Genomic DNA, 24,996 nt, shown 5'->3' with positions numbered 1-24,996 from the left:
TGCGCCCCGGAGTCCTCCGCCTCCGGGGCGCACGCCGTTCACCCGTGGAACGGTGGCGTTCGCTCGCTCACGGGAACATAGCGATCCCGGCGGCGATCAACAGGATGATGCAGGCGATGAAGGCGACCGTGCCCCACGTTCCACGGTGCTTCAGCGGGACCGGCGGCCGGCCGCCGCGTGGCCGGTCCTCCGGCAGGACGGCGTCTGCCGGACGGTCGGAGCGGTAGAACTGTTCGTCGCTCATGTACCGGTTGCGGGGATCGCCGACGGCACGCGGGTCGATCTCGTGTGGAAAGGCCATGAGAACTCCTTGCGGTCTCCCGGGAGCGAGTTCCCGTCCGCCGCCGGCCTACGCGCCTTGAGGCGGATCACCACCGCCTGCCGGATCGCGACCCGGTTCACCACTTGCCGGGCGCGTAGTCCTTCAGGAAGACGCCGTACAGGTCCTCGCCCTGCTCGCCGCGCACAATCGGATCGTATACCCGGGCGGCGCCGTCCACGAGGTCGAGCGGGGCGTGGAAGCCGGCGTCCGCCAGACGCACCTTGTCCGGGTGCGGGCGCTCGTCGGTGATCCAGCCGGTGTCGACCGCGGTCATCAGGATGCGGTCCTTTTCGAACATCTCCTCGGCACTGGTGCGGGTCAGCATGTTGAGGGCGGCCTTGGCCATGTTGGTGTGCGGGTGCCCCGCGCCCTTGTACCCGCGGCTGAAGACGCCCTCCATCGCCGAGACGTTCACGACGTACGTGCGCCGGGCCGACGCGGCCGCCATCGCCGGGCGCAGTCGGCTGATCAGGATGAAGGGGGCCGTGGAGTTGCAGAGCTGGACCTCCAGCAGCTCGATCGGCGTGACCTCCTCGACGGGCTGCACCCAGCTGTTGGTGTCGTGGAGATCGGGTACGAGTCCGCCCGCGTCGATGGCCGTGCCGGCCGCGATCCGCTCCAGCGAGGCCGAGCCGGAGACCAGTGCCAGGTCGGTGACGTCCTGCGCGGTCAGGGCGCCGCCGCCGGGCACGGGCAGCGCGGCCACGGCGCCGGAGCCGAAGGTGCCGATGACCTCGGCGGCCGGCAGTTCACCCGCGGGCAGCGGCGCGGACTCGGCGGCGACCAGCTCGCTGTATGCCTCCGGAGAGCGGCGCACCGTCTGGGCGGCGTTGTTGATCAGGATGTCGAGGGGGCCCTCGGCGGCCACCGAGTCGGCCAGCGCCACCACTTGGGCCGGGTCACGCAGGTCGATCCCGACGATCTTCAGGCGGTGGATCCACTCGTCGCTGTCGGGCTGGGCCTTGAAGCGGCGGATCGCGTCGTGGGGGAAGCGCGTGGTGATGGTGGTGTGGGCGCCGTCCCGCAGCAGCCGCAGCGCGATGTACATGCCGATCTTGGCGCGGCCGCCGGTGAGCAGGGCCCGCCTGCCCGTGAGATCGGTGCGGGCGTCGCGGCGGGCCCGGTTCTCCGCGGCGCAGGCCGGGCAGAGCTGGTGGTAGAAGTAGTCGACCTCGGCATAGCGGGTCTTGCAGACGTAGCAGGAGCGGGGGCGCCGGAGTATCCCCGCGATACGGCCGGCCTCGGTGACCGAGGAGGGCAGGATGCCCTCGGTCTCGTCGTCGATGCGCTGTGCGGAGCCGGTCGCCGTCGCCTCGGTGACCGCCTTGTCATGGGCGGTCTTGGCGGCCCGGCGCTCCTGGCGGCGGCGCTGCTTGACCGTGCGGTAGACGTGCGAGGTGGCCCTGCGCACCTTGATCGCGTCGGGGTGGTCGACGTCCAGCCGGTCGAGTTCCTCCAGCACGCTCAGGCAGACGGCCAGACGCTCCGGGTCGATGCCGGGCACGTACGGCACCTCGTCCGTGGCCGCCGAGCCGCCGCCCGCCAGGCCGTCCTCTGTCACCGTCATCGCGCTGCCGTTCCTCGCTCACCCGCGGCGCTCCGACCGCGCTCGCCTTCGAACGCGGAATTTTACGGAGCGCCGGGCCGGGTCGCCAAACCCGCGCCGATCACGACGACGGACGGTGACCGGCCGGCGGCGCACCGCAGCGGGACGGGCCGGGCGTGCGAGGGCCTCCTCAGGCACCGCAGGCCGCCAGCAGCGTCTGAACCTCCTCCGCCACGGCGCAGGCCAGCAACTCCAGGTCCGGGACCGCCCGGCCGTCGGCGACGAGCCCGTAGTGGACACGGCCGCGGTACGTCGAGACCGCCACCGCCAGGGACTGGCCACTGGCCAGCGGGGCGAGCGGATAGATCTCGGTGAGCGGGTTGCCGCCGAGTTTCAGGCCGAGGCTGGGCAGCGGCACGCTGGTGACCAGGATGTCGAACCAGAGCCGTGCGGCCTGGCTGACCAGCGGTCCGCCCAGCCGGTGGCCCAGCGCGGGCACATGGTCCGCGAGCAGGGCGACGGCGCCCGCGCCCCGGTTGGGGCCGGCGTCCTTGTTGCGGTCCATGGCCGTGCGCACCGTCCGCAGCCGCTCCAGCGGGTCCGGGTCGGCGACCGGAAGCCGTATCAGGTAGCCGGAGAGCCGGTTGCCCTGAGGGTGGGCGGTGCGGGGGCGGCGGTTGGAGACGGGGATCAGGGCGCGGGGCTCGACGCCGTCGCTGCCGTCGCCGCGTTCGTCGAGCCAGCGGCGCAGGGCGCCCGCGACGACCGCGATGAGCACGTCGTTGACCGTGCCGCCCGCCGACTTGCGTACCCGGTGCACATCGTCGAGGTCGAGGACGACCCCGGCGGTGCGGCGGGTGCCGCTGGGCTCCGAGACCAGCGCGGAGGAGGTCCGCATGCCGAGGGTGGACCGCGCGACGGAGGCCCCGATGTCGAGGGCGCGGCCCACGTCGGCGAGCGTGCCGCGCAGCAGTCCGGGGAGTTTGCGCACGTCGGGCAGGAAGCCGCGGGCGGGCGCCGGGGGACGCGGGCGGGGCTCCGGCAGGTCCATCGGGTCCATGATCGCGGCCGCGAGCGTCAGGGCTCGTAGTCCGTCGGCGAGCGCGTGGTGGAACTTGAAGAGGATGGCGAAGCTGGTGCCGGACTCCCCCGGCAGCACATGCGCCTCCCACGGCGGCCGGCCCCGCTCCAGGGAGCACTCCATGAGCCGGCCGGCGGCGGCGTGGAAGTCGGTGGTGGGCGCGTGCAGCCGCACGTGGTCGAGCGGGTCGAAGTCGGGGGCGGGTTCGCGGGCCGCGCCGCCGAGGGCCAGCGGGAGGCGGACGTCGGCGAGGCGCGGCAGACGCACGTCCGGCAGCCAGACGTCGCGGATCCTCATGCGCAGGCCGGGCACCGCGGCGGCGCGCGCCGCGAGGAGATCGGCGGCGTGGGCGCCCGCGGTGGGCGAGTGGCAGGAGAAGACGCCGAGGGCCCCGAGGTGCATCGGGTGCCGGGCGGACTCGATGTTCCAGAACGCCAGGTCGAGTGGTGCGAGCAGGTCGGAAGTCAATGGCTTGCCTCGCGTCGACGGGGGGTGAAGCAAGAAGTCAACCTCCGACAGATGATTACGGTCAAGTACGATCAGGCTACGTACAGTTAACGTCGCATGAAGTCCGGGCCCTCCGGTGAGGGCGGGACCCGGGGAAGTCATGGGACATACGAGGTGAGATCCGGGGTCACTTCAGCGGCGGCGGTGCGGCGGCCGGCGCCGTACCCCACCCGGACGGGCGCGCGCCGACCGTGAACGCCAGCGTGCCCAGACGGCGCACCATGTCGGTCGTGACATAGGTCCGGTCGTGGTCCACCCCGTCGACGCGGACCCTCTGCACATACCGGTCCCTGTCCGAGGTGCCCGGCGCGGTGACGGTCAGCCTGCCGCGGGGGTAGTACGCCGGGTCCAGGACCAGGTCGACCCGGTCGAAGACGGGCGTGCTCAGGCCCCAGGTGCCGTAGCCGGGCTGGATGGGGAAGATGCCGATCGACGAGAACACGTTCCAGGCGGACATCGTGCCGAGGTCGTCGTTGCCGGTCATGCCGGTCGGCCCGTCCGTGAAGAGGGTCAGCGCCGCGTGCACCACGTCGGTCGTCTTCCACGGCTGGCCGGTCGAGAGGTAGGTGTACGGGGCGATGAGGTCGGGCTCGTTCTGCGGGTTGTACTTGTCCGCGTTGTAGTACGCGTACGGGCCGTTCACCCAGACGTTCCGCGCGGTCCCCGCCGGGTCCTTCAGCAGCCGGCCGTAGGCGAAGAAGGCGTCGAGGCGGTCGTTGGCCGCCTTCTCGCCACCGATGAGGCCGATCATGCCGCGCAGGTCCTGCGGCACGAGCCACTGGTACTGCCAGGCGGTGCCCTCGTGGAAACCCTCGCTCCGGGCCGGGTCGGCCCGCCCGGTGAAGGCGCCGGAGGCGTCCCGGGCGCGGAAGAAGCGGGTCGAGGGGTCGAAGACATTGCGGTAGTTGCGGGACCGGGCCGCGTAGCGCGCCGCGTCCGCGTGGTGGCCGAGGCCGCGCGCCATCTGGGCCAGCATCGCGTCGGACAGCGCGTACTCCAGCGTCACGGAGGCGCCGTGGTGGTAGTCGGAGTCGCCCGGCTTCGTGTACGGCCGGCCCTTGACGTACGGCGCGAAGCCGTGCGCGATGTACTCGCGGTTCGCCTCCCGGCCCACGTACATGGTGTCGGCGGGCGGGACGCCGTCGGCGTTCTTCCTGAGCGCGCGGTAGGCCCGCTCCTCGTAGCCCTTGAGCAGCCCCTGCTGATAGGCGTTGGTGAGGAACGGGGTGACCGGGTCACCGCTCATGATGTTCGTCTCGACCGTGCCGTAGCCCCACTTGGGCAGCCAGCCGCCCTCCTCGTCGATCTTGAGCACGGAGATCGCCATGTCGCGCGCCTCGCGCGGGGCGAGCAGGCCGAGCAGCTGGGACTGGGTGCGGTAGGTGTCCCACAGCGACCAGTTCTGGTAGTACGTGAACCCCCTCGCCCGGTGGATCCGCTGGTCCCAGCCGGTGTACCGGCCGTCGGCGTCGCTGCCGGTGTTCGGCGCCAGGAAGGACCGGTACAGGGACGAGTAGAACGTGGTGCGCAGGGTGTCGCCGCCCCCCTGGACCCGGACGGCGTCCAGGCGGTCCTCCCAGGCCCGGCGGGCGTCCTCCCTGATGTCGTCGAACGAACGCCCTTGCGTGGTAGTGAGGTTGACCTCGGCGCCGCGCGCGTCCACGTACGAGAGCGCGGTGGTGGCCTCGACGGTGCGATCCGCGGTCGTGTCGAAGGTGACGTACGCGCCGTTGCGCCCCGGACCCGACGACCTGGTCGCGCCCGGTGTGATCGAGTCCTGGTACCAGGTCCCGTGCGCGGTGAACGGCCGGTTGAAGCGGGTGACCGTGTAGAGCGTGTACGGGCGGGTGGAGCGGCAGAAGCCGCTGCCCGTGATCTGGGTGCGCACCGTGCGGTCGTCGAGGATCTCGATCCTGGACGAAACGTTCTTGTGCAGCGCCTGGCCCGCATTGAGCAGCACGTTCGCCTTGGCGGTGGCCGGGAAGGTGTACCGCTGCACCCCGGTACGCGCGGCCGCCGTCAGCTCGGCCTCGACGCCGCTGCCCAGCCGGACCCGGTAGTACCCGGGGCTCGCCTGCTCGTCGGCATGACGGAACGTGGCCGCGTACTTGGCGTAGTCCGTCTCGGTCACGTCCCCCGTCGTCGGCAGAACGGGCAGGTCCCCTCCGATGGCGCAGCCGACACCGGAGAGGTGCACCAGGGAGAAGCCGCGGATCCGGTGCTGGGTGTGGTCGTAGCCGGTGCTGTGACCCGTGTCCGGCGAGAGCTGCACCATGCCGAAGGGAACGGTGGCACCCGGGAAGGCGTTGCCTTCGTTCTGCGTGCCGATGAAGGGGTTGACCAGGTCGGTGAGCCTGCCGCCGTCCGACTCGGCGGCATCGCCGGCCGACGGCGAGAACAGCGCCGAGACCGCCACCGCGCCCACGGCGCACACCCGCAGCCACCGGGTCCATCTCATCTCGGAAGACCTCCGGAAGATCGACATCGTTGGTGCACATGGTGGTGGCGCGATGTCGGATTCCAGAGCAATGAGCCGATTCGGCCTGCGGCGCGTCGCGGCTCGGCGCCTTCTCGCGCGCCCCCCGGCGATGCCGGGGGGCGGCGCGGCTCACGGCACGCGTTGGCCCTTGCCCAGGGCGATCACCCCGCCCTTCGAGACCGTGTACAACTCCGCGTCCCGGTCCGGGTTGACGCCGATCGTCGCGCCCGGCGGGACCTCGACGTTCTTGTCCAGGACGGCTCCGCGCACGATCGCACCCCGCCCGACGTGCACGTTGTCATGGAGGATCGATCCCTGGACGACGGCAGCCGGGTCCACCACGACCCCCGGCGAGAGCACCGAGCGCGTCACCTGCCCCCGGATCAGACAGCCGGCGCTGATGATCGACTCGCTCGTGATGCCTCCCGCGTTGAAGCGGGCCGGCGACAACTGGCCTGAGTGGGTGTAGACGGGCCAACTGCGGTTGTAGAGGTTGAAGGCGGGGCGCTCGGCGATCAGGTCCAGGTGCGCCTCGTAGTAGGCGTCCAGCGTGCCGACGTCCCGCCAGTAGCCCTGGTCGCGGCTGGTCTCGCCGGGCACATGGTTGGCGCTGAAGTCGTACAGCCCCGCCTCGCCCCGGTCGGTGAGCGCGGGCAGGATCGAACCGCCCATGTCGTGAACGGAGTCGGCGTCCTCGGCGTCCCGCTGGAGGGCCTCGACCAGCACCTTGGTGGTGAAGACGTAGTTGCCCATCGAGGCGAACACACACCCGGGGGCGTCCGGCAGGCCGGGTGGGTCGGCGGGTTTCTCCAGGAAGCGCTCCACGCTCCGGCCGTCGGAGCCCGGAGTGATCACCCCGAAGGAGGACGACTCGGCGCGCGGGACGCGTATCCCCGCGACGGTCACCCCCGCACCGCTGTCGATGTGCTGGGCCAGCATCTGCCGCGGGTCCATGCGGTAGACGTGGTCGGCGCCGAACACCGCCACGTAGTCGGGCCGTTCGTCGTAGATCAGGTTCAGCGACTGCAGGATCGCGTCCGCGCTGCCCGAGTACCAGCGCGGTCCGAGCCGCTGCTGGGCCGGCACGGGGGTGACGTAGTTGCCGAGCAGGCTGGACATCCGCCAGGTGGTGGTGATGTGGCGGTCCAGCGAGTGGGACTTGTACTGCGTGAGCACGCAGATGCGCAGGATGTCGGCGTTGACGAGGTTGGACAGGACGAAGTCGACGAGGCGGTAGGTTCCGCCGAAGGTCACGGCCGGTTTCGCGCGGTCCGCGGTCAGCGGCATCAGCCGCTTCCCCTCGCCACCGGCCAGTACGATTCCCAGCACCGAAGGTCCACCGCGCATACCGCCCCCTCTACGCCCGGTTGTGCCGCTGCCTGCTCCATGACTACCCCTGTGCGAGGACTTTCTCGTACAGGTGGACCGTGCGGCGGGCCACCGCGGCCCAGCCGAACTCCCGCACCGCGCGCTGCCGGCCCGCCTCACCCATGCGCCCCGCGGCCACCGGGTCGGCGAGGACGGAGTCGAGGGCGCGTGCGAGGTGCTCCTCGAAGTCGTCGTCCACGTCCACCAGGAGACCGGTGCGGCCGTCGTCCACGACCTCCGGGATGCCGCCCGTGCGCGAGGCCACCACGGCCGTGCCGCACGCCATGGCCTCCAGGTTGACGATGCCGAGCGGCTCGTACACCGACGGGCAGACGAACACGGCGGCATGGGTGAGGAGCTGGATCACCTCGGGGCGCGGCAGCATCGTCGGGATCCAGTGGACACCCTCGCGGCTCCTGCTCAGCTCCTGGTACAGATCGCGGAACTCGCGGTCGATCTCGGGTGTGTCGGGGGCGCCCGCGCACAGCACGACCTGCGCCTCGGGGTCGATGTGCCGTACCGCGCGCAGCAACTGCGGCACGCCCTTCTGACGGGTGATGCGGCCGACGAACAGGACGTAGGGGCGGCTCGGGTCGAGGCCGAGGCGGGCGAGTACGTCCGTGTCGCCGTCCGGTTGGTAGAGCGAGGTGTCGATGCCGTTGTGCACGACGTGGACCCGCGCCGGGTCGAGGGCCGGGTAGCAGCGCAGGATGTCCTCGCGCATGGCGCCGGAGACGGCGATCACCGCGTCCGCGGCCTCGATCGCGGTGCGCTCCGCCCAGCTGGAGAGGGCGTATCCGCCGCCGAGCTGCTCGGCCTTCCACGGGCGCAGCGGCTCCAGCGAGTGGGCGGTCAGCACATGCGGGACCCCGTACAGCAGTTTGCCGAGATGGCCGGCGAGATTGGCGTACCAGGTGTGCGAGTGGACCAGTTCCCGGTCCTGGAGGCCGGCGACCATGGACAGGTCCACGGAGAAGGTGCGCAGTGCGTCGTTGGCGGTGTCGAGGGCGGACCATGGCTGGTGGCGTACGACACCGCCCGCGCCGCCCTCACCCCAGCAGTGCACGACCAGGTCGGTCAGCGAGCGTAACTCCCGGGCGAGGAACTCGACATGGACACCCGCACCGCCGTACACATCCGGCGGGTACTCCCGGGTCAGCAGTCCCACGCGCACCCGGAACCCCCTGTCTCAGCGGCTGGTTCCCCCATGGTCACCCAGATACGGCGGTTGCGGAAGACCGCGCGTACTCACCGGCGGCCCGGCGGGCGGTCGAAGCAGCAGTCGCCGCACAGACCGCCGCCGGGCAGCCGGTAGTACAGGCAGCAGGTGCGGCGGCGGCCGGTGGCGAAGTCGATGGTGCGGGCCAGGTCGGGGTGCGCGAACAGCCCGGCGGCCAGGGAGCGGGCCCGCTCCGCCACATCCGTACGGCCGCCCGTACGCGCCCAGCGGTCGATCATGCGGACGCTGCTCGCGAGCGCGGCACCCGCGTTGCCCCACAGCAGTCGCGCGGAGACCCGGTGACGGCTGATCAGTGCGGCCGTGAGCGGGACGAGGTGCCCCTCGCGCACGACCGCGTCGAGCGAGCCGGCCGACAGCCCGCGGACCTCGCCGAGCCACAGGTCGTCCGGTGCGCTGCCGTCCGGGTCGAAGCGCAGCAGCCGCGGATCGAGGTCCGGCACCCGCCCGTACACGGCTGCGGCACCGAGGGCGACGGACCACAGCCGGGCCGCGAGCCCCTGGTGGACGAGGGAGGCGGCGACGCGGTCCTCCGGCGTGCCGAGGGTGCGGGCGACCTTGCGGACGCGGAAGTCCAGCGGGTCCGCGTACGCGTCCGAGGCGGCGGACTCCTCCGTGGCGTACGTCCGTTCGAGGGTCGGCAGCCCGGACCGGGGTGGCACTCCGGTGTGCAGGGCGAAGAAGCCGCCGAGGGGGCCGAGCGCGGCGAGTTCGGAGTCGAGTTCCACGAGGGTCAGTACTACCAAGGACCCGGCGAAGCTCCCACCTGGGGCGATGTCCGCGCCGTCACCCGTCCTGGGGAGGAGGGACACGCGGCCGTACTCCGTCGGCAGTATGACCCAATGCGTGCTCAGGGACGACGACGGGAAGAGTCCGAGGCGGCATTGTGTTGACCATGCAAGCCGATTGTTCGCCGCGCCGGGGCCCCCGTCCCGGTCCCGCGCGAAGGAACCGCCGATGAGCGCTCTCGCGTTGTCCGTTCTCCTGTCGCTCGTCTCCGCCGTCGCCTACGCGGGCGGGGCGATCGTGCAGGAGCAGGTCGCCGTGTCCACTCCCGACCGGTCGTACGCGCCGTTACACCGGCCGGCCTGGTGGGCCGCCGTCGCGCTGAACGGCCTCGGCGGGCTGCTGCACGCGGTGGCGCTCGCCTACGGTCCCCTGAGCCTGGTCCAGCCGCTGGGCGCGCTGACCATCGTGTTCGTCCTGCCGATGGCCGCCCTGTTCGTGAGCCGCCGGGCGGGGGCGACCGCCTGGCGGGGCGCCCTCATGGCGACCGTCGGCCTCGCGGGCCTGCTGTCCCTGATCGGCGCCTCCGACACCCGGTCGCTCAGCGGCCCGCAGCGGACGGTGGTCGCGCTCGTGACGGCCGGCGGGATCGTGGCACTGATGGCCGCGGCCCGCGCGACGCACCGGCATCCTGCGGTCCGCAGCGTGCTGCTGGCGGCGGCGTCCGGTGTCGCGTTCGGCATGTCCTCCGTGTTCACGAAGACCGTCGCGATGGACTGGACGAACGGCATCGTGCTCACGGACCTGCCGAGCGTCGCGGTGATAGGCGTCCTCGCCACCGCCGGCATGCTGTTGTCGCAGGCCTCCTACCGGGGCGCGGGCCTCGCGGCACCGCTGTCCACGCTGACGGTCGTGAACCCCGTGGTGGCGGCCGTGGCGGGCATCACCCTGTTCGGGGAGACCTTCCGCGACGGCACGGCGGGCACCGCGGGGGCGCTGGGCTGCGCGGTCGTCGCCGCGGGCGGCCTGGTCCTGCTGACCTCGGGGCGGGTCAGCGCGGAGGAAGCGGCCCGGGTGCCGGAACCGGTCCGGCAGGGTCCGGCCCACGTACCGGCACCGGCCGGGCCGGGTCCGGCCCAAATACCACCGGCCCGGCAGGGAACGGCACAAATTCCACCGGCCCGGCAAGGAACGGAACACATACCAGCACCAGTCCGGCAGGGAACGGCCCACGTACCGGCACCGGCCGGGCCGGGTCCGGCCGGCGAGCGGGAGCCCCAGCCGCGCGGCGAGCCGTCGAGCCCGTACGGCCTCGTCCGCGACGAGCCGCTCGTCCCCATTCCCGCCCCGGCCCGGTCCCGGGGCCGGACCGGGGTCAGATCCTGAGGCCGCCCTCGCGGAGATAGGCGACCGGGTCGATGTCACTGCCGAACTCGGGCCCCGTCCGCACCTCGAAGTGCAGATGCGGGCCCGTGCTGTTCCCGGTGGAGCCGGAGCGGCCGAGCCGCTGGCCGGCCGCCACGCTCTGCCCGTCCTTCACGGAGATCGCCGACAGATGGGCGTACTGCGTGTAGCGGCCGTCGGCGTGCCGGATGACCACCTGGTAGCCGAAGGAGCCGCCCCAGCCCGCGCTGACCACGTGCCCGGCCGCCACCGCCTTCACGGAGGTTCCGGTGGGCACGGGGAAGTCGACACCGGTGTGGTAGCCCTTCGACCAGGCGGAACCCGCCGCGTGGTAGGGCGTGCCGGTCGTGGCGTTCACCGGGGCGAACAGCGTGTGGGGGGTGGCGGTCGTCCGGCCGGACGTGGTCTTCTCCGTGGACGACGTGCGGGACGGGTGGCTGGAGGAGTGGTCGGACGGCTTGTGAGACGGCTCGTGCGACGGCTTGCGGGTACGCGTCGAGGGCGGTGCCGGGTGCGCGGGGGCCTTGGTCCGCACGTTCAGCCGCTGGCCGGGCAGGATCAGGTCCGGGTCCGTGCCGACGGTGGCGCGGTTGGCCGCGTACAGGCGCTGCCAACCGCCCTGGACGCGCTGGGAGTCGGCGATACCGGAGAGGGTGTCGCCGGGCACCACCGTGTACATCTCGGTGGTGCCCGCCCGTGACTGCGGCGTGGTCTGCGGCTTCACCTCGCGGACGGAGCGCCGGGCGGTCTGCGTGGTGACGCGCGAGGTGTCGGGGTCCGCGCCGGCGGAGGTCTCCCCGCCCGCACGACGGGGAGCGTGGGAGGGGGTGAGTCCGGCGCGCCCGGAGCAGACCGGCCAGGCGCCGGGTCCCTGGCCGGCCAGGACCTTCTCGGCCACGGCGATCTGCTGGTCCCGGGTGGCGAGATCCGCGCGCCGGGCGTAGGCCGTACCCCCGTACGCCTCCCAGGTGGACCGGGTGAACTGAAGCCCGCCGTAGTGGCCGTTGCCGGTGTTGATGCTCCAGTCGCCGCTCGACTCGCAGGCGGCCACCTTGGCCCAGGTGTCCACCTCGGCGGCGTGCGCCACGCCCGCGCCGATGAGCGGGATCGCGATGCCGGCGCCTCCCGCCGTGACGGTGAGCGACGCGCGGTTGAACCTTGTCGGCTGGTACCGGCGGTGCCGATCGCGTACGGCCATGGTGAGCCCCCTCGGCATGCGTCAGGAGGGCCAAAAGTATGCGCCGCGAACAGGCCATGGCAAGACGGCAATCGGCCGCTCCCGGGCGCCAACTGACCGGCAGACACTCCTGGTTGAGGGAGCGGAGGGAAACGGCCGGGTCGGGAGGGAGCCGGGGGAACCCTGGGGCGCACATCCGACACGTCCGGATGCGCGAGGGGCGTACCGGCACGTCAGGGTGGTCACCGGGCAATACTGACCTGCACACCACCCATCGAGGACGTCTTCAGGACCGAACCGGCACCGACGATTCCAGTATCTCTAGACGATTCCAGTATCTCTAGGAGCCAACCGCTATGAACGCTTCCGCCCAGATCGGCGTCACGGGTCTCGCGGTCATGGGCCGCAACCTCGCCCGGAACTTCGCGCGCAACGGCTATACGGTCGCCCTGCACAACCGGACCCCCTCGCGGACCCATGATCTCGTGAAGGAATTCGGACACGAGGGCGACTTCGTGCCGACCGAGGCCCCGGAGGACTTCGTCGCGGCGCTGGAGCGTCCGCGGCGCCTGATGATCATGGTGAAGGCCGGCGCGCCGACCGACGCGGTGATCGAGGAGTTCGCCCCGCTCCTGGAGCCCGGCGACATGATCATCGACGGCGGCAACGCCCACTTCGCGGAAACCCGCCGCCGGGAGAAGGAACTGCGCGAGCGGGGCATCCACTTCGTCGGCACCGGCGTCTCCGGCGGCGAGGAGGGCGCGCTGCACGGACCGAGCATCATGCCGGGCGGCTCGGCCGAGTCGTACGCCTCGCTCGGTCCGATGCTGGAGAAGATCGCCGCGAAGGCGAAGGACGGCACGCCGTGCGTGACCCATATCGGACCGGACGGCGCCGGCCACTTCGTGAAGATGGTCCACAACGGCATCGAGTACGCCGACATGCAGCTCATCGGCGAGGCGTACCAGTTGCTCCGCGACGTCGCGGGCTACTCCCCCGCCGAGATCGCGGACATCTTCCGCACCTGGAACACCGGCCGTCTGGACTCGTACCTGATCGAGATCACGGCGGAGGTGCTCTCCCACGTGGACGCGGCGACGGGCAAGCCGTTCGTGGACGTGGTCCAGGACCAGGCGGAGCAGAAGGGCACCGGACGCTGGACGGTCCAGATCGCGCTGGACCTCGGTGTGCCGGTCTCGGGCATCGCGGAGGCGGTGTTCGCCCGCTCGCTGTCCGGGCACTCGGACCTGCGGGAGGCGTCGCGCCATCTGGCCGGCCCCAAGGCCGCACCGCTGGGCAAGGCGGAGGCCGGCGCCTTCGCGGACCGCGTGGAACAGGCGCTGTACGCCTCGAAGATCGTGTCGTACACACAGGGCTTCCACGAGATCGCGACGGGCAGCGAGGAGTACACCTGGGACATCGACCTCGGCAAGGTCGCCTCCATCTGGCGCGCGGGCTGCATCATCCGCGCGGCCTTCCTGGACCGTATCCGCGCCGCCTACGACACCCGTCCCGACCTGCCCAGTCTGCTGTCGGACGAGACCTTCGCCCAGGAGATCGGCGCGGCGCAGGACGACTGGCGCGAGGTCCTGGTCGCGGCGACCCGCCAGGGCGTCCCGGCACCCGGCTTCTCGGCCGCCCTCGCCTACTACGACGCCCTGCGCGCCGAACGGCTGCCCGCCGCGCTCACCCAGGGGCAGCGGGACTTCTTCGGGGCGCACACCTACCGGCGGACGGACCGCCCGGGCTCGTTCCACACGCTGTGGGGCCAAGACCGCTCGGAGGTCGAGGCGTAGCACGCGGGACCGCCGCCGCGGCCTCGCCGCCGCGTGGCACGTGCGCCCGCGTGTGCCGGTCTGGGCGGGACCCGGACCGCGCTCCACTCCGGCCCGTTACGCGGAACCTTGTCACTTCAGGGGCGGCCCCGGTTCGGGCCGGGGAACGGGGTCCGGACCCGGCGGTTCGGGGATCGGGGAAGGCGACGGCTCCGGGGTGGGACGGGGCTCCGGTTCGGGCACCGGCTCGGGTCCGGGCTGCGGTCGGTCGGGGCCGGGGCCGGGCGGTATGGGCTCTGGGCCCGGCGGCGTCGGGCCGGGCGCCGGGGGCGTGGGGGATGGTCCCGGCGGCCCGGGCTCGGGGCCGGGCGGCACGGGTTCGGGGGTCGGCTCCGGTCCCGGGGTCGGTCCCGGTCCGGGGAGCGGTCCCGGCTGTGCGGGATCGGGGAGCGGATGCGTCATCGTGTCCTCCAGCCGGTTGGTGCGTCGGCCTGGACCTGCCCCCCGGGTACCCGGCCGCCCCGCGCGCACGCACGCCTCGGCCGGCGCCTGTCCGGCTACGCCACGCACACCGTGCCGCCGGACGTGCCGGCCGCCTTGCGCGCACGCCGCCGTACCGTTCCACCCTGTGCGCACTCACGTCGTGCCGCCGGACGGTGCGTGCCTCCCTGCGCGCACTCGCGCCGCGCCGTGCCGCCCTGGCGCGCACTCACACCGCGCCGCCGGACGATGCCTGCCGCCCGCGCACCTCCACGGCCGACACCAGCCGGCCCACGCGCACTCACCCTGCACCGGGACGGGTGCCCACCGCCCTACCCGCGCCTCCACGGTCGGCGCCGGCCGACCCGCGCGCACGCGCGCCCTGCCGCCGGACGGGTGCCCGCCGCCCTGCGCGCGCTCATGCCGTCGGCCGCCGCAGGCCGAGTCGTGGGGCTCCATCGGTCACGGCCGCGGCGGCCGCCGCGAGGCCCGGACCGGGACTCGCGAGGACCGGCACGGCGGTCTTCACCAGATGCCGTGCGGAGGCCATGGACGCCTGGGCGAGGACGATGACGTCGGCCTCCGTGACCGCGTCGGCGGCGCGCGCGACCGCGCGGACGTAGCCGCCCGAGTCCTCCGACTGGAAGCGCTCCCAGGCACCCTCGACGACCAGGGTGCGCACCCGCACGGGCCGGTTCCCGGCCTCGTCGCGGATCAGGGCGACCGTCGGCTCCAGGGTGCTCGCCAGCGCGGCGAGCACCATGACGCGGGGGCCCGCCGCCACCGCGGCGGCCGCCATCGGCCGGTCCACGCGCAGCACGGGCACGCCGACGCCCGCGCGCTCGGCGACCCCACCGATGGTCGAGCAGGTGCAGAGCACGGCGCGGGCGCCCGTCGTGACGGTCCGGCCGAGGAGTTCCCGGATGTCTCCGGCCACCGCCTCGGGCCCATATGCGCGGGCGCGGTCCAGCAGTTCCTCCGCCACGAGGTGCGTCAACTCCAGTCCCGGGTGGGACGCGTCGCGCAGGGCCTCGAAGACGGGGATGTGGACCGGCGAGGTGTGCAGCAGAGCGAGTGAGCCGGCGTACGGGGACATCGGAACCGGATCCGGATTCGGTGGTCAGGCCGTGACGGCCATCGGGCTGCGCTCCTGGTCCGAGCCCGGCGCCGGCGCGGACGGGTCGGCGCCCAGCTCCACGATCCGGTTGTCGCCGTCCACATGCACGACCCGCGGCCGCAGCGCCCGCGCCTCGGCGTCGGAGACCTGGGCGTAGCTGATGAGGATCACCAGGTCACCGGGGTGGACCAGATGGGCCGCTGCCCCGTTGATCCCGATGACGCCGGAGCCACGCTCGCCCTCGATGACGTACGTCTCCAGACGGGCACCGTTGGTGATGTCGACGATGTGGACCAGCTCACCGGGCAACAGGTCGGCGGCGTCGAGGAGGTCGGCGTCGATGGTCACGGATCCGACGTAGTGCAGGTCGGCCTGGGTGACCGTGGCACGGTGGATCTTGGACTTGAACATGGTACGAAGCACGGAAAAACTCCCGATTTATCGGCTCCCTGCCGGCATTTTTGCAGGTCAAGGGCTGTTTTCACATCATACAGCCAGTCGCATTTTCGGGTGGCACACGCCTACCACCCCCTCTGGCAGTGCCTCTTCCGCCCATTCGGTCAGCTAGGCTTGCTGATCCCCGCGCCGCCCAGGGGTGATCGGCCTCCTCGCCCGATCCGGCCTCACGGCCGGAACGACCTCAGAACGCCCAGACGTTGCAACTCGACGATGTGCTCCGCCGCGCGCTTCGGCGCCTCGCCACCGGTCACCAGCACTCCCGCCTCGATGTTGCGATGGGCCGCGGACTCGGTCAGGTTGGCGCTGCCCAGGAACAACGTACGGCGGTCGGCGACCGCGAGCTTGGCGTGCTGGCGCGAGTGAGAGTGGTCGGCCGAGCCCCGGGCCCAGTGCCAAAGGGTCAGCCCGGGGACGGACGCGAACGCCTCGGCCGGCTCCCGGCCCTGGAGCAGGCCCCTCGCGCCGGTCAGCGTCTCGACCACGACGTGAAGGGTCACGCCACGCTCCGCGGCTGACGTGAGAGCCCGGGTCAGGGCCGGGTACGGGCGGGCCGCGTAGGTCATGGCCAGCAGTTCGTCTCGGGCATCGTCGATGACGTCGACGAGTACCTGGGCAGTCGCCCGCACCGGTACCGCGGGCGTCGAGGGGCCGGTCCAGACGGTGCGGACCCGCACCCTGTCCCGGGCGTTCAGCATGGCCGCGGCATAGCCGCGCACGTAGGCGGCTGCCTCGGTGAGCGGGACCGCATCCCGCTCCATGGCGTCGTACAGCGCCGTGACGGCGGCCTCGGCCCCTGGGGCAGTCAGCTCGGTCAGGGCCCGCTCCTTGCCGGCTCGCCGTGCCAGCAGGCCGGCGAGGTCCTTGCTCCGGGGCAGGCCCAGTGCCGCGACGGCGACCTCCGCCGCGGCCTCGAACGCGCGCCGGCTCACGACAGCAGACCGGCCGGTGTGAGTGTCTGTTCCCGGTCCGCGGACAGGGGAACGAGGAAGCGGCGGTCGAGGAACCGGTTGGCGCGCTCGCAGGTGGTCTCGGAGACGAAGAGACAGACGTGGCAGGCCGCTCCGTGCAGGTAGTCGCCCGGGTCGTGGGGCAGGCGGTCGGAGCACAGCGGGTCGGCGGAACAGTGACCTGCGTCGGCCAGGGCGCGGCGGACGATGCGGGAGAACTCGCGCTCCTCCGCGAGGGAAACCAGGCCGCCGAGGGTGCCCTCGGAGTCGGGTACCGCGGTGTAGATCAGGATCCCCGTCCGCGGGTTGTGTTCGTCGCCGGCGTAGATCCGCTCGGCCAGCGAGGCCGAGCTGTAGCCGCACTCCAGGGCGATGGTGCGGATCAGCAGGTGCGAAAGGGTGTGCAGGGCGATGTAGCGAGCGCCGGGCCAGCCGTGGAAGGGGTCGAAGTCGCTCGTCTTCCGGTCGGACTTGCGGTTGGTGCGGAACCGGCCGTAAGCCTCCTTGTGGGCCTCCATCTGCGGTGACTTCTCCATGCGCGTCACCCAGTCCGCCATGAGGTCGTCCCGCACGCGCAGGAAGACGCCCTCGCCGCGGACCTCGCTGGCCGGTACCCAGTTCTGGGTGCCCCGGGACAGGTCCACGCGGGTAGCGATCTCCGGTGACTCGGGATCAGGGGCGTCGAGGCGGCTGAAGCCGATCAGCGCACGTGCCTCGCGCAGCCGCTCGACCTGCCGGACGTCCGAGAAGAGTTCGTCCAGCGGTGCGGGAACGGTGACCGGTCGCAGAGCGAAGTCGTCACTGGGCGGGGGCACCGGGCCGGAGAGGGCGTCCCATTCGGGGCGGAAGAGGTCGGCCTGGACGTCGGGGGCGGAAGGGGCCGGCCCGCCGACTCCCTGCTTGCGGGCGGTGATCGCGGCGAAGACGGCGTCCGCGTCGAACTCCTTGAGGAAGCCGAACTGCGGCAGACGCGCCATGAAGGTGAGTTCGCCGCGGTCCTCGACCTTCTCCAGTTCCGGCCAGTGGTCCTCGAGCAGCTTGTCGATGTCGCCGCCCTGCCCCTTGGGCAGGGCGAGCGCGCTGAGGGTGAGCGGGAACCACTGGTTGGAGGCGCCCGCCACCATCAGGACCGAATCACGGTCGCAGCCGTTCGGTTCATAGGTGCCGAGGTGCGGGTGGCGACCGCGGCACTGGGGCAGGTGACGGCGCCCGCGTTCGCCCATCGCCTCGCGGATGTTGCGCTTCGCGCCGCAGGCGACGCATTCGATGGTGACGTTGGCGGCCTGGTTTCCGCCGTGGTCCTTCATACGCAGCTTGGGCCGCGGGATCTTTCCGCACGCCTGCCCGTGGTGGACGTACGGGGTGTAGGGGAACTCGTCGAGATGGCCGGCAGTGCAGACGAGGGTGAAGCGGGCGGCCACGGCGAGCGGTTTCTTGCCGCGCTTGCAGTCGTGGACGAACTTGGCCTCGTGCGGTGTGCGCGGATTGCCGTTGTGGAAGGCGAACTCGTCGGAGTCGATGGCGGCGAGGATGTTGCAGGCGGTGCAGCGCAGCCACTGCGGAAACGGTGCGACGGGCACTCCGACTCCCTGAGCCGCCCAGCCCCTCGGGTCGGTGTCGCCGCCCTCGAGCCAGGGGGCCGCTCGCAACTGCTCGATCTGCCCGCGCCCGTAGCGCTGGAGCGAGCGGTTGACGGCGGCGCGCAGCCGGGGTTCGTCGATGTCGTAGTCGGTGATGCCGGTGTAGCTCCAGGTGTCGAGTCCCCTGACGAGAACGGAGAAGTTGGGCAGGTCGACGAGGGAGCCGACACCGGCGGTGAACATGAGATGGCTGGGGCGGACGGCCCCGACCCTGCGGTTGGTCCTGGTGGTCATCGCTGTGCCCTCCTGGGCGTGTCCGCAGTGGTGGGTCCGTATTCGTCGCTGTCCACGGTGTCCGTCGCGTCTCGGTCGGCCCGGGTGTCCACCGCCCCGAAGTTCCAGTCCGGGCCACCGCCCGAGGGATCGTCGAGGAAGGCTTCGCCCCCGGGCAGCAGGAGGTTGATCTCGTTCTCCGTCTCGCGCATCGACATGCCGACGGTCAGGTCGGTCCACCGGGAGCCGTCCGCCCGTCGCAGCAGCCCGTTCACGACGGTGGTCTTGTGCTTTTCCTTGCGGTAGCCGAGAGCCGAGCTGTTCTCGTCCCGCTTGCGGCGCCACTCGTCCTTCAGCCGGTCCAGCCGCTCGCTCAGATACTGACGGGCTCGTTCGGTGCCCACCCGTTCGGCGCGTTCCAGCAGCCGGCGCTCGACGTCCCTGGCGAGAGGGCCGTCGAGATCCACGTGGTGGGCGTCCAGGTTGCGCGAGGTGTCGTAGGCCGCCTGACGCAGCGCCGCGACGTAGGTGGCGGCGACGCCCCGGTCCAGGGCGCGGCGGGTGAAGGGGGTGACGGAGAGGGCCTCGACCTGGCGGTAGAACGTGGCGTGGTAGTGCTCGAAGTCCTCGTAGTGGGCGAGGTCCCGGGGGCGTGACCAGTTGTACAGGGTCACGACGAGGCCGGGGCGCGAGGCGTCACGGCCGACGCGCGAGGACGCCTGGATGTATTCGGCGGTGTTCTTGGGCTGGCCGACGACGAGCATCAGGCCGAACCGGGAGACGTCCACGCCCACTTGCAGCATGGAGGTGGCGAGGACGACGTCCACCGCCTGCCGGGCGAGCGGCGTCATGGCGGCGCGGGGTTCCCGCTTCTCCTTCGCGGCGACGGCGTACTCGCGCAGGAAGGCACGGCGCCGCTCCGACGTGTCGCGTTCGGGGTCGAACTCGACCTCCAGACGCTTGAGGGCGGCCCCGATGTCGGAGGAGGAGATGCGTGAGGTCAGTTCCTGGATGCCGAGCATGCCGGTGCGGCTGACGATGCGGTCGGCGAGGGTGGCCTGACCCCTGCGGCTGCCGTTGGAGCGGACCCGGGTCGTGATGTCGTCGTCCATGTACCGGCGCATGCCCGCGAGTTCACGGGTCGCGTTGAAATAGCCGACCAGGGTCAGGTACGGGTCCGCCGGTGTGCCGTAGTCGTCGAAGAGTTGCTGCCCGGCCAGCAGCAGGATCTCGGCGACCCTGATCTCGGCGGCCTTGAGGCGAGTACCGTGTGCGCACACGCCCAGGTAGCGCCGGCCGGGGTTCTGGCGGCTCAGCTCGACCTGCCGGGAGAAGAACGTGTCTTTGACGTCGAGGACCTGCGGCGGGAAGATCGCGACCTTGCGCCCGAAGACGCCCAGCACCTGGTCCGCGGCGCGCTTGGTGGTCGCCGTCGAGGCGACGATCTTGGGGCCGGTCTCGTGGCGGTGCCCTTGGGCATCGGTGACGCTCCAGGTGCACAGCTGGTCGACGGCGGATTCGAAGAGACCGACGGTCGTACCGAGGGCACCGGAGATCAGGTGCAGCTCGTCCTGGATGATCAGGTCCGGGGGCCGCAGGCGGGTCACGGGCTGGGCGGTGACGCCGGGCAGGTCTCCCCTGGCGTTGTGGCGGCTGCCGCAGCCGGTCTTGGCGTCGAGGTCGTCGTGCCGGTAGCCGTGCCGCGGACACAGCTCGGTGACCCTGCCGAACAGCAGGCCGGCATAGCCGTTCCAGGGCAGCTGGGCGAACTTGTCCACGGTGGCGATCAGCAGGGACGGCGCCAGCCGGTAGATCTCCTCGTCGACCGTGAGCACCGGGATGCCCTCGCCGGGCGACTCGCGCCGGGAGAAGGGACAGCGGTCCTCGCCCTCACCACGCGGGCAGTACAGCAGGACGCGGCGCCGCCCTTCGTCGTACTCCATGTGGGAGCGAGCCGTCAGTCCCGTTCCGCACCACGGGCACGTGAGGACCTGAAGGACGCGGGCGTGCTTGTCGCTCGCGTTCTCCCGGGCCTCGGCGATCTGTTCCTTGGCCTCGTCGAACCAGTTGGGCGAGACGGAGGTTCCCACCCACAGCCCGATCCGGAACGGGGTGGCCCCCCAGCGGACGTCCCGGGCGAACTCCTCGCGGCGCAGTACTTCGCAGGCGCTGACGAGCGCCGCGGCTCGCTGGAACTGCTGGGCGGTCAGCAGACGCAGGGTGTAGCGCATGAGGACGCCGACGCCCGCTTCGCCGCTGCGTGCCTCCGTCCCCGTGCCGACCGTGCCCTGGAGGCGTCGCAGCGCGAACGTGTAGGCGGCGAGACCGAGATAGGCCTCGGTCTTGCCGCCACCGGTCGGGAAGAACAGCAGGTCGACGAGTGCCTCGCGGCCAGTGCCACGGTGGGGGTGTCCGAGCCGGCTCAGGGAGTCGAGGTTCAACAGCACGAAGGCCAGCTGGAAGGGGCGCCAGCTGGCGGCATCCTTCCCCTTGGCGTGGACCTTGTCGTACGCCTCCTGATAGGAGGCTCGGTCGTCCTCACGTCCGGCGCGGGCCGCGGCGATCGCGGTGTTGCGCCGCTGGAGCGCCATGGCCCGGTTGGCGAACCGGAAGGCTTCCAACGCGGTGTCGTCGGCCACGAGTTTGTCGATGCCGAGGGTGATGCGGTCGCAGACGTCCAGTGCCTGCTCGATGGCGACGTCGGCCGATTGGCGCAGGTCGTCGGGGAGCGTGAGGGCCTCTTTGCGCCGCTGTTCGAGCCAGGTTCCGTAGCCGTCGGCGAGCGGGGCGAGGGCGGCGCTCAGTTCGGTCCGGCGGGCGGGCACCGCGAGGGCCGCGAGCTCGTCCATGCCGAGTTCGAGTCCGCGGAGCAGGTCCTGATCCGCCAGTGCCGGCGCGGTGGTGGCCCGGACGTCGTACTCCGGCAGCCACGCGGTCGTGAGGCGGTGCGCGTTGCGTTCGCCGTCGCGCACGTGGGCGTGTACGGCGACGTTACGGCCCTTGGCGTGGCTGAGGCTGTCCCGGTAGAGGAGCCGGAGCTTGCGTTCCTCGGCGTCTTCGGCGCCGTTGCCGCGGTTGGCGGGGTCGAGCGGGTCGTCGACCGGAAGGAAGACGGCGGCCTGGTCGTCCGGGAAGGCGGTGACGTCGATCTCCGTCTGGAAGAGCCAGTGGGCGTCGCGTGCCTCGCTGCTGTCCTGCTGCCGGTTCACCAGGGCCAGTTCGACGACGCGCAGGTCCTCGGCTCCGGCCCGACCGGCGTGCCTTCGCACCTGCACGTCGAGGACGACCGCTCCCCCGTCGAGCTCGACGGTCCTGTCCGCCGCGCCCGTCACATCGATGTCCACCGGGTGCTCGACGGGTTCGCGCGACCAGACCCTGCGGGTGGTGCCACGGTCCGTCGCTTCCGCCGACTGCGTGTAGCGACCCCACCGGACGGCGGCGCTGAGCGTGCCGACGGAGGCGGGCACCGTGAAGGACATCCCCATGGACGACGCCCAGATGTGGCCGGCGGCCTGCGGGGTCAACCGGTCCTGCACCTCGGTGTCGTCGCCCTCCTGTTCGTCGCCGGAGTCTCCGTCCGCGCTCTGGGCGGCCGCGAGCGCGATCCCGTCGGAGGTGACGGTCCGGGGCCGCGGGCCGAGCATGCCCACGAGGTACCGGTCGCGCGGGCCGGAGGAGGCACTCGGCAAGGTTTCGGTCTCGCCGTCCCAGGGGCCGAGCAGATCGCGGCGGATGTAGGTCACCAGTCCGTCCCGCACCTCATAGGAGTCCCCTGCGCGAAACGTCTGGGGCACCTCGTCGAGGGGATGCGGGACAGCGGCCTGAGCAGGCTGGGCCGACATGCGGTGGGTCCTTTCGGACGGATCCGAGGAAGCACGAGCGGAGACCGAACGTGCGGCAGCACATGAACAATAGATCGTTGACTCAGTTCACACAATAAGTATCCGAGGTCTCGTCGCTTCACCCGGCCGGAGTCTCTAGGGTGGTCTTGACCGCACCCATCCGTCACCGAGGACGCCCATGCCCCGACTCGCTCTCTCCGACGAATTCGTCGCGGATCTCATCTCGTTGCAGAGACCGGTCCAGAAGGAAGTCAACGACGCCATCCAGATGTTCCGGAGCATGACCGTCCCTCAGCTCCACGCGAGCAAGGGCATGCATCTGGAGAAGCTCGAGCGGGCACGCGACCCCCGGATCCGCACCATTCGCATCACGAAGTCCTACCGCGGTGTTCTCCTGGCCCCCGACGACGGAAGCGAGTTGTTCACGCTTCTGCGGGTCGCCCCGCACGACGAGGCGATCAACTGGGCCTGCAAGCGCGCCTACTCGGTCAACGGTGCCACCGGCGGCCTTGAGGTGCGCAACGTCGAGGCTCTCGAGCAGATGGAGACCTACTTCGAGACGAAGGCGGACAACACCCCCGCCCGTCTCTTCGAAGGGCACTCCGACACCGTTCTGCGCGACCTGGGCATCGACGACCAGGTGCTGCGGCTGGCCCGGGTCTGTGTCACGGTCGAGGACCTGAACGTCATGGCGCCGCCCATGATGCCCGCCGACCAGTACGAGGTCCTGGAGTTCCTGGCGGCCGGCTGCTCCGCCGAGGACGTCTGGGAGCAGCTGATCGCTCCGCGGGGGCAGACGGTGCGCACGGCGGAGAACCGTCCGGCGGTCACGCTCACGGAGGCGATCCTCAACACGACCGACCGCATCGTGGAGGTGACGGGCCCCGGCGAGCTGGAACGCATCCTCACCGAGGACTTCACCCGCTGGCGGATCTTCCTCCACCCCGCCCAGCGCCGCTACGCCTACCTCCCCGGCTTCAACGGGCCCGCCCAGGTCACCGGTGGCCCCGGCACCGGCAAGACGGTGGTCGCGCTGCACCGGGTACGGCACCTGCTGCGCACGGGCCGTGAGGGGGACCGCATCCTGCTGACCACCTTCACCAACGCCATGGCAGCCGCACTCCGGGACAGCCTCGCGCTGCTGCTCGGCGACACCGACGCCCATCTGCTGGAGCGCGTCGACGTCACGACGGTGGACGCGCTCGCCGCGCGCGTCATCCGCGAGGCGAAGGGCAGTTCCCCGAAGCCGCTCTCCGCCGCGGCCGAGAAGAGCGCCTGGACCCGTGCCATCGCTCGCGAGGAAACGCCCTGGACGGAACAGTTCCTGTCCCAGGAGTTCCGCAACGTCGTCCTGGCGCAGGGACTGCGCACCCCCGAGGAGTACCTGCGCTGTGTACGGCGGGGACGCGGCACGCAGGTCGGGAGGGTGCAACGGGCCCGGCTGTGGCGGGTGATGGAGCGGTTCACGGCGGACCTCACCTCGCGCGACTCGGCGACGTACACGCAGCTGTGCGACCAGGCGGCGCGCATCCTCGCCGAGAGCGCACCGCGCTACCGCCATGTCGTCGTGGACGAGGCGCAGGATCTGCATCCGGCCCAGTGGCGCGTGCTGCGCGCCTGCGCAGCCGCCCAGGCCGATGACATGTTCCTGGTCGGCGACCCTCATCAGCGTATCTACGACACCCGTGTCTCCCTGCGCTCGTTGGGCATCAACGTCCGGGGACGCACGTCCCGTCTCCGCCTCAACTACCGCAGCACGGAGGAGATCCTGCGTTGGTCCGCGTCCCTGCTCGACGGTCAGCCGGTGGGCCGGCTCGGCGAGGACGACGACGATGACGGCGGCCACGACTCCCTGCGCGGTTACCGGTCCCAGCTGCACGGCCGCATTCCGACGGCACGCGGACACGGCAGTCAGGACGACGAGTTGAGGGCGCTGGCCGAGCAGGTCCGCACCTGGATCGAGCAGGACGGGGTCAAGCCGTCCGAGGTCGCGGTGTGCGCCAGGTTCAACACCATGGTCGACGCGGTCGTCGCGCGGCTGCGGCGGGAGCGCATCCCCGCGGTGGCGGTCAAGGACAACCCCGGGCCCGACGTGTCCGGAGTGCGCGTCGCCACCATGCACGCGATGAAGGGGCTGGAGTTCCGGTGCGTGGCGGTGGTGGGCGTGACGTCCAGTGTCCTGCCGTTCGCACCGCAGGTGACGCCTGCCGATGTCGATGCCGTCCAGCACCAGTCGGATCTGCTGGCCGAGCACTGCCTGCTGTTCGTGGCGTGCACGCGGGCCCGCGACGCGCTGGCGGTCTCTTGGAGCGGTGATCGCAGCCGCATGCTGGACCCCGTCGCGGGGTGAGCCGGGCGGGCCTGGGTGGCCCCGGACCCTGGAGCAGGGTCCGGGGCACCCAGGCCCGCCGTCGCCGGAGACTCTCTCCGGCTCCGTCTCCGTCTGCGTTCCGTCCCGCCGTCAGACCCTGATCTCCCGGACGACGACCGCATGGCTCCTGCCCTGGGAGACGTCGTACGAGATCTGACGCCCCGCCGGCTGCCACATCAAACGCCCTCAACGGCGACGACGGGCAGATGAACTCCGCCTCTTCGGTGGACAGTTCGGCGACCGTGAACACGGTGTCGTGGTCAACCCGCCCGTCGAACTCCAGCACCAGCAGGGCACCCGGGAAG

16 protein-coding genes are annotated in these 24,996 nt (G+C 71.7%); 3 read left to right on the top strand and 13 right to left on the bottom strand.

What is annotated here, in order from left to right; translation table 11 throughout:
• Positions 1-67 precede the first annotated feature (67 nt).
• The 7 genes from ACWD5Q_RS09880 to ACWD5Q_RS09850 form a co-directional block, all read right to left on the bottom strand.
• Positions 68-301 carry a hypothetical protein gene (locus ACWD5Q_RS09880; protein ID WP_451426507.1) on the bottom strand — a complete coding sequence of 78 codons (234 nt, stop codon included), beginning with the start codon at positions 299-301 and terminating at the stop codon, positions 68-70.
• 97 nt (positions 302-398) lie between these two features.
• Positions 399-1,889 carry an SDR family NAD(P)-dependent oxidoreductase gene (locus ACWD5Q_RS09875; RefSeq protein WP_451426506.1) on the bottom strand — a complete coding sequence of 497 codons (1,491 nt, stop codon included), beginning with the start codon at positions 1,887-1,889 and terminating at the stop codon, positions 399-401.
• A 169-nt stretch (positions 1,890-2,058) separates the two neighbouring features.
• Positions 2,059-3,417, bottom strand: a complete 1,359-nt coding sequence (locus tag ACWD5Q_RS09870; RefSeq protein ID WP_451426505.1) for a wax ester/triacylglycerol synthase family O-acyltransferase — start codon at positions 3,415-3,417, stop codon at positions 2,059-2,061.
• Between the two features lie 166 nt (positions 3,418-3,583).
• Positions 3,584-5,914: a GH92 family glycosyl hydrolase gene (locus tag ACWD5Q_RS09865; protein WP_451426504.1), complete on the bottom strand. Its 2,331-nt coding sequence runs from the start codon at positions 5,912-5,914 to the stop codon at positions 3,584-3,586.
• 150 nt (positions 5,915-6,064) lie between these two features.
• The gene (gene glgC / locus ACWD5Q_RS09860; protein WP_451426503.1) at positions 6,065-7,282 is read right to left on the bottom strand and encodes a glucose-1-phosphate adenylyltransferase; all 1,218 of its coding nucleotides are present in this window, start codon (positions 7,280-7,282) and stop codon (positions 6,065-6,067) included.
• Positions 7,283-7,325: 43 nt separating this feature from the next.
• Positions 7,326-8,477 carry a glycogen synthase gene (gene glgA, locus ACWD5Q_RS09855; protein WP_451426502.1) on the bottom strand — a complete coding sequence of 384 codons (1,152 nt, stop codon included), beginning with the start codon at positions 8,475-8,477 and terminating at the stop codon, positions 7,326-7,328.
• Positions 8,478-8,551: 74 nt separating this feature from the next.
• Positions 8,552-9,268 carry a (2Fe-2S)-binding protein gene (locus tag ACWD5Q_RS09850; protein WP_451426588.1) on the bottom strand — a complete coding sequence of 239 codons (717 nt, stop codon included), beginning with the start codon at positions 9,266-9,268 and terminating at the stop codon, positions 8,552-8,554.
• A gap of 229 nt (positions 9,269-9,497) precedes the next feature.
• On the opposite strand from ACWD5Q_RS09850, the gene ACWD5Q_RS09845 reads away from it, so the two are divergent.
• Positions 9,498-10,652, top strand: coding sequence for a DMT family transporter (locus ACWD5Q_RS09845; protein ID WP_451426501.1), 1,155 nt, complete (start codon positions 9,498-9,500; stop codon positions 10,650-10,652).
• On the opposite strand, the gene ACWD5Q_RS09840 is transcribed toward ACWD5Q_RS09845, so the two are convergent.
• A complete protein-coding gene (locus ACWD5Q_RS09840) occupies positions 10,642-11,868 on the bottom strand; it encodes a transglycosylase family protein (RefSeq protein ID WP_451426500.1) in 1,227 nt (408 codons plus the stop codon). The genes ACWD5Q_RS09845 and ACWD5Q_RS09840 overlap by 11 nt on opposite strands.
• Before the next feature lie 335 nt (positions 11,869-12,203).
• On the opposite strand from ACWD5Q_RS09840, the gene gndA reads away from it, so the two are divergent.
• Positions 12,204-13,643 (top strand): NADP-dependent phosphogluconate dehydrogenase, encoded by a 1,440-nt coding sequence (gene gndA / locus ACWD5Q_RS09835; RefSeq protein ID WP_451426499.1) that lies wholly within the window; start codon positions 12,204-12,206, stop codon positions 13,641-13,643.
• 877 nt (positions 13,644-14,520) lie between these two features.
• Here gndA and ACWD5Q_RS09830 read toward each other — a convergent pair.
• The 5 genes from ACWD5Q_RS09830 to drmA form a co-directional block, all read right to left on the bottom strand.
• On the bottom strand, positions 14,521-15,198 hold the full coding sequence (locus tag ACWD5Q_RS09830) for an aspartate/glutamate racemase family protein (protein WP_451426498.1): 678 nt from the start codon (positions 15,196-15,198) through the stop codon (positions 14,521-14,523).
• Between the two features lie 24 nt (positions 15,199-15,222).
• Positions 15,223-15,642 (bottom strand): aspartate 1-decarboxylase, encoded by a 420-nt coding sequence (panD, locus tag ACWD5Q_RS09825; protein ID WP_451426497.1) that lies wholly within the window; start codon positions 15,640-15,642, stop codon positions 15,223-15,225.
• 200 nt (positions 15,643-15,842) lie between these two features.
• On the bottom strand, positions 15,843-16,607 hold the full coding sequence (gene drmC, locus ACWD5Q_RS09820; protein WP_451426496.1) for a DISARM system phospholipase D-like protein DrmC: 765 nt from the start codon (positions 16,605-16,607) through the stop codon (positions 15,843-15,845).
• Entirely contained in the window at positions 16,604-18,499 is a 1,896-nt protein-coding gene (drmB, locus tag ACWD5Q_RS09815; protein ID WP_451426495.1) for a DrmB family protein, read from the bottom strand. The genes drmC and drmB overlap by 4 nt, the downstream gene beginning before the upstream one ends.
• Complete coding sequence (drmA, locus tag ACWD5Q_RS09810; protein ID WP_451426494.1) at positions 18,496-22,320, bottom strand: DISARM system helicase DrmA; 3,825 nt, start codon at positions 22,318-22,320, stop codon at positions 18,496-18,498. The genes drmB and drmA overlap by 4 nt, the downstream gene beginning before the upstream one ends.
• A 178-nt stretch (positions 22,321-22,498) precedes the next feature.
• Between drmA and ACWD5Q_RS09805 the strand changes: the two genes are divergently transcribed.
• Positions 22,499-24,670: a UvrD-helicase domain-containing protein gene (locus ACWD5Q_RS09805; protein ID WP_451426493.1), complete on the top strand. Its 2,172-nt coding sequence runs from the start codon at positions 22,499-22,501 to the stop codon at positions 24,668-24,670.
• Positions 24,671-24,996 lie beyond the last annotated feature (326 nt).

The organism is Streptomyces sp. NPDC002513, assembly GCF_053595355.1.
The sequence above is the reverse complement of the archived record's forward strand: the minus strand, read 5'-3'. Positions and strand labels throughout refer to the sequence as shown.

Bases quoted from the DNA above. Each gene is read 5' to 3' on its own strand.
- ACWD5Q_RS09880 (WP_451426507.1), bottom strand. From the start codon at position 301: ATGGCCTTTCCACACGAGATCGACCCGCGTGCCGTCGGCGATCCCCGC.
- ACWD5Q_RS09875 (WP_451426506.1), bottom strand. From the start codon at position 1,889: ATGACGGTGACAGAGGACGGCCTGGCGGGCGGCGGCTCGGCGGCCACG.
- ACWD5Q_RS09865 (WP_451426504.1), bottom strand. From the start codon at position 5,914: ATGAGATGGACCCGGTGGCTGCGGGTGTGCGCCGTGGGCGCGGTGGCG.
- glgC (WP_451426503.1), bottom strand. From the start codon at position 7,282: ATGCGCGGTGGACCTTCGGTGCTGGGAATCGTACTGGCCGGTGGCGAG.
- ACWD5Q_RS09845 (WP_451426501.1), top strand. From the start codon at position 9,498: ATGAGCGCTCTCGCGTTGTCCGTTCTCCTGTCGCTCGTCTCCGCCGTC.
- ACWD5Q_RS09840 (WP_451426500.1), bottom strand. From the start codon at position 11,868: ATGGCCGTACGCGATCGGCACCGCCGGTACCAGCCGACAAGGTTCAAC.
- gndA (WP_451426499.1), top strand. From the start codon at position 12,204: ATGAACGCTTCCGCCCAGATCGGCGTCACGGGTCTCGCGGTCATGGGC.
- ACWD5Q_RS09830 (WP_451426498.1), bottom strand. From the start codon at position 15,198: ATGTCCCCGTACGCCGGCTCACTCGCTCTGCTGCACACCTCGCCGGTC.
- drmB (WP_451426495.1), bottom strand. From the start codon at position 18,499: ATGACCACCAGGACCAACCGCAGGGTCGGGGCCGTCCGCCCCAGCCAT.
- drmA (WP_451426494.1), bottom strand. From the start codon at position 22,320: ATGTCGGCCCAGCCTGCTCAGGCCGCTGTCCCGCATCCCCTCGACGAG.
- ACWD5Q_RS09805 (WP_451426493.1), top strand. From the start codon at position 22,499: ATGCCCCGACTCGCTCTCTCCGACGAATTCGTCGCGGATCTCATCTCG.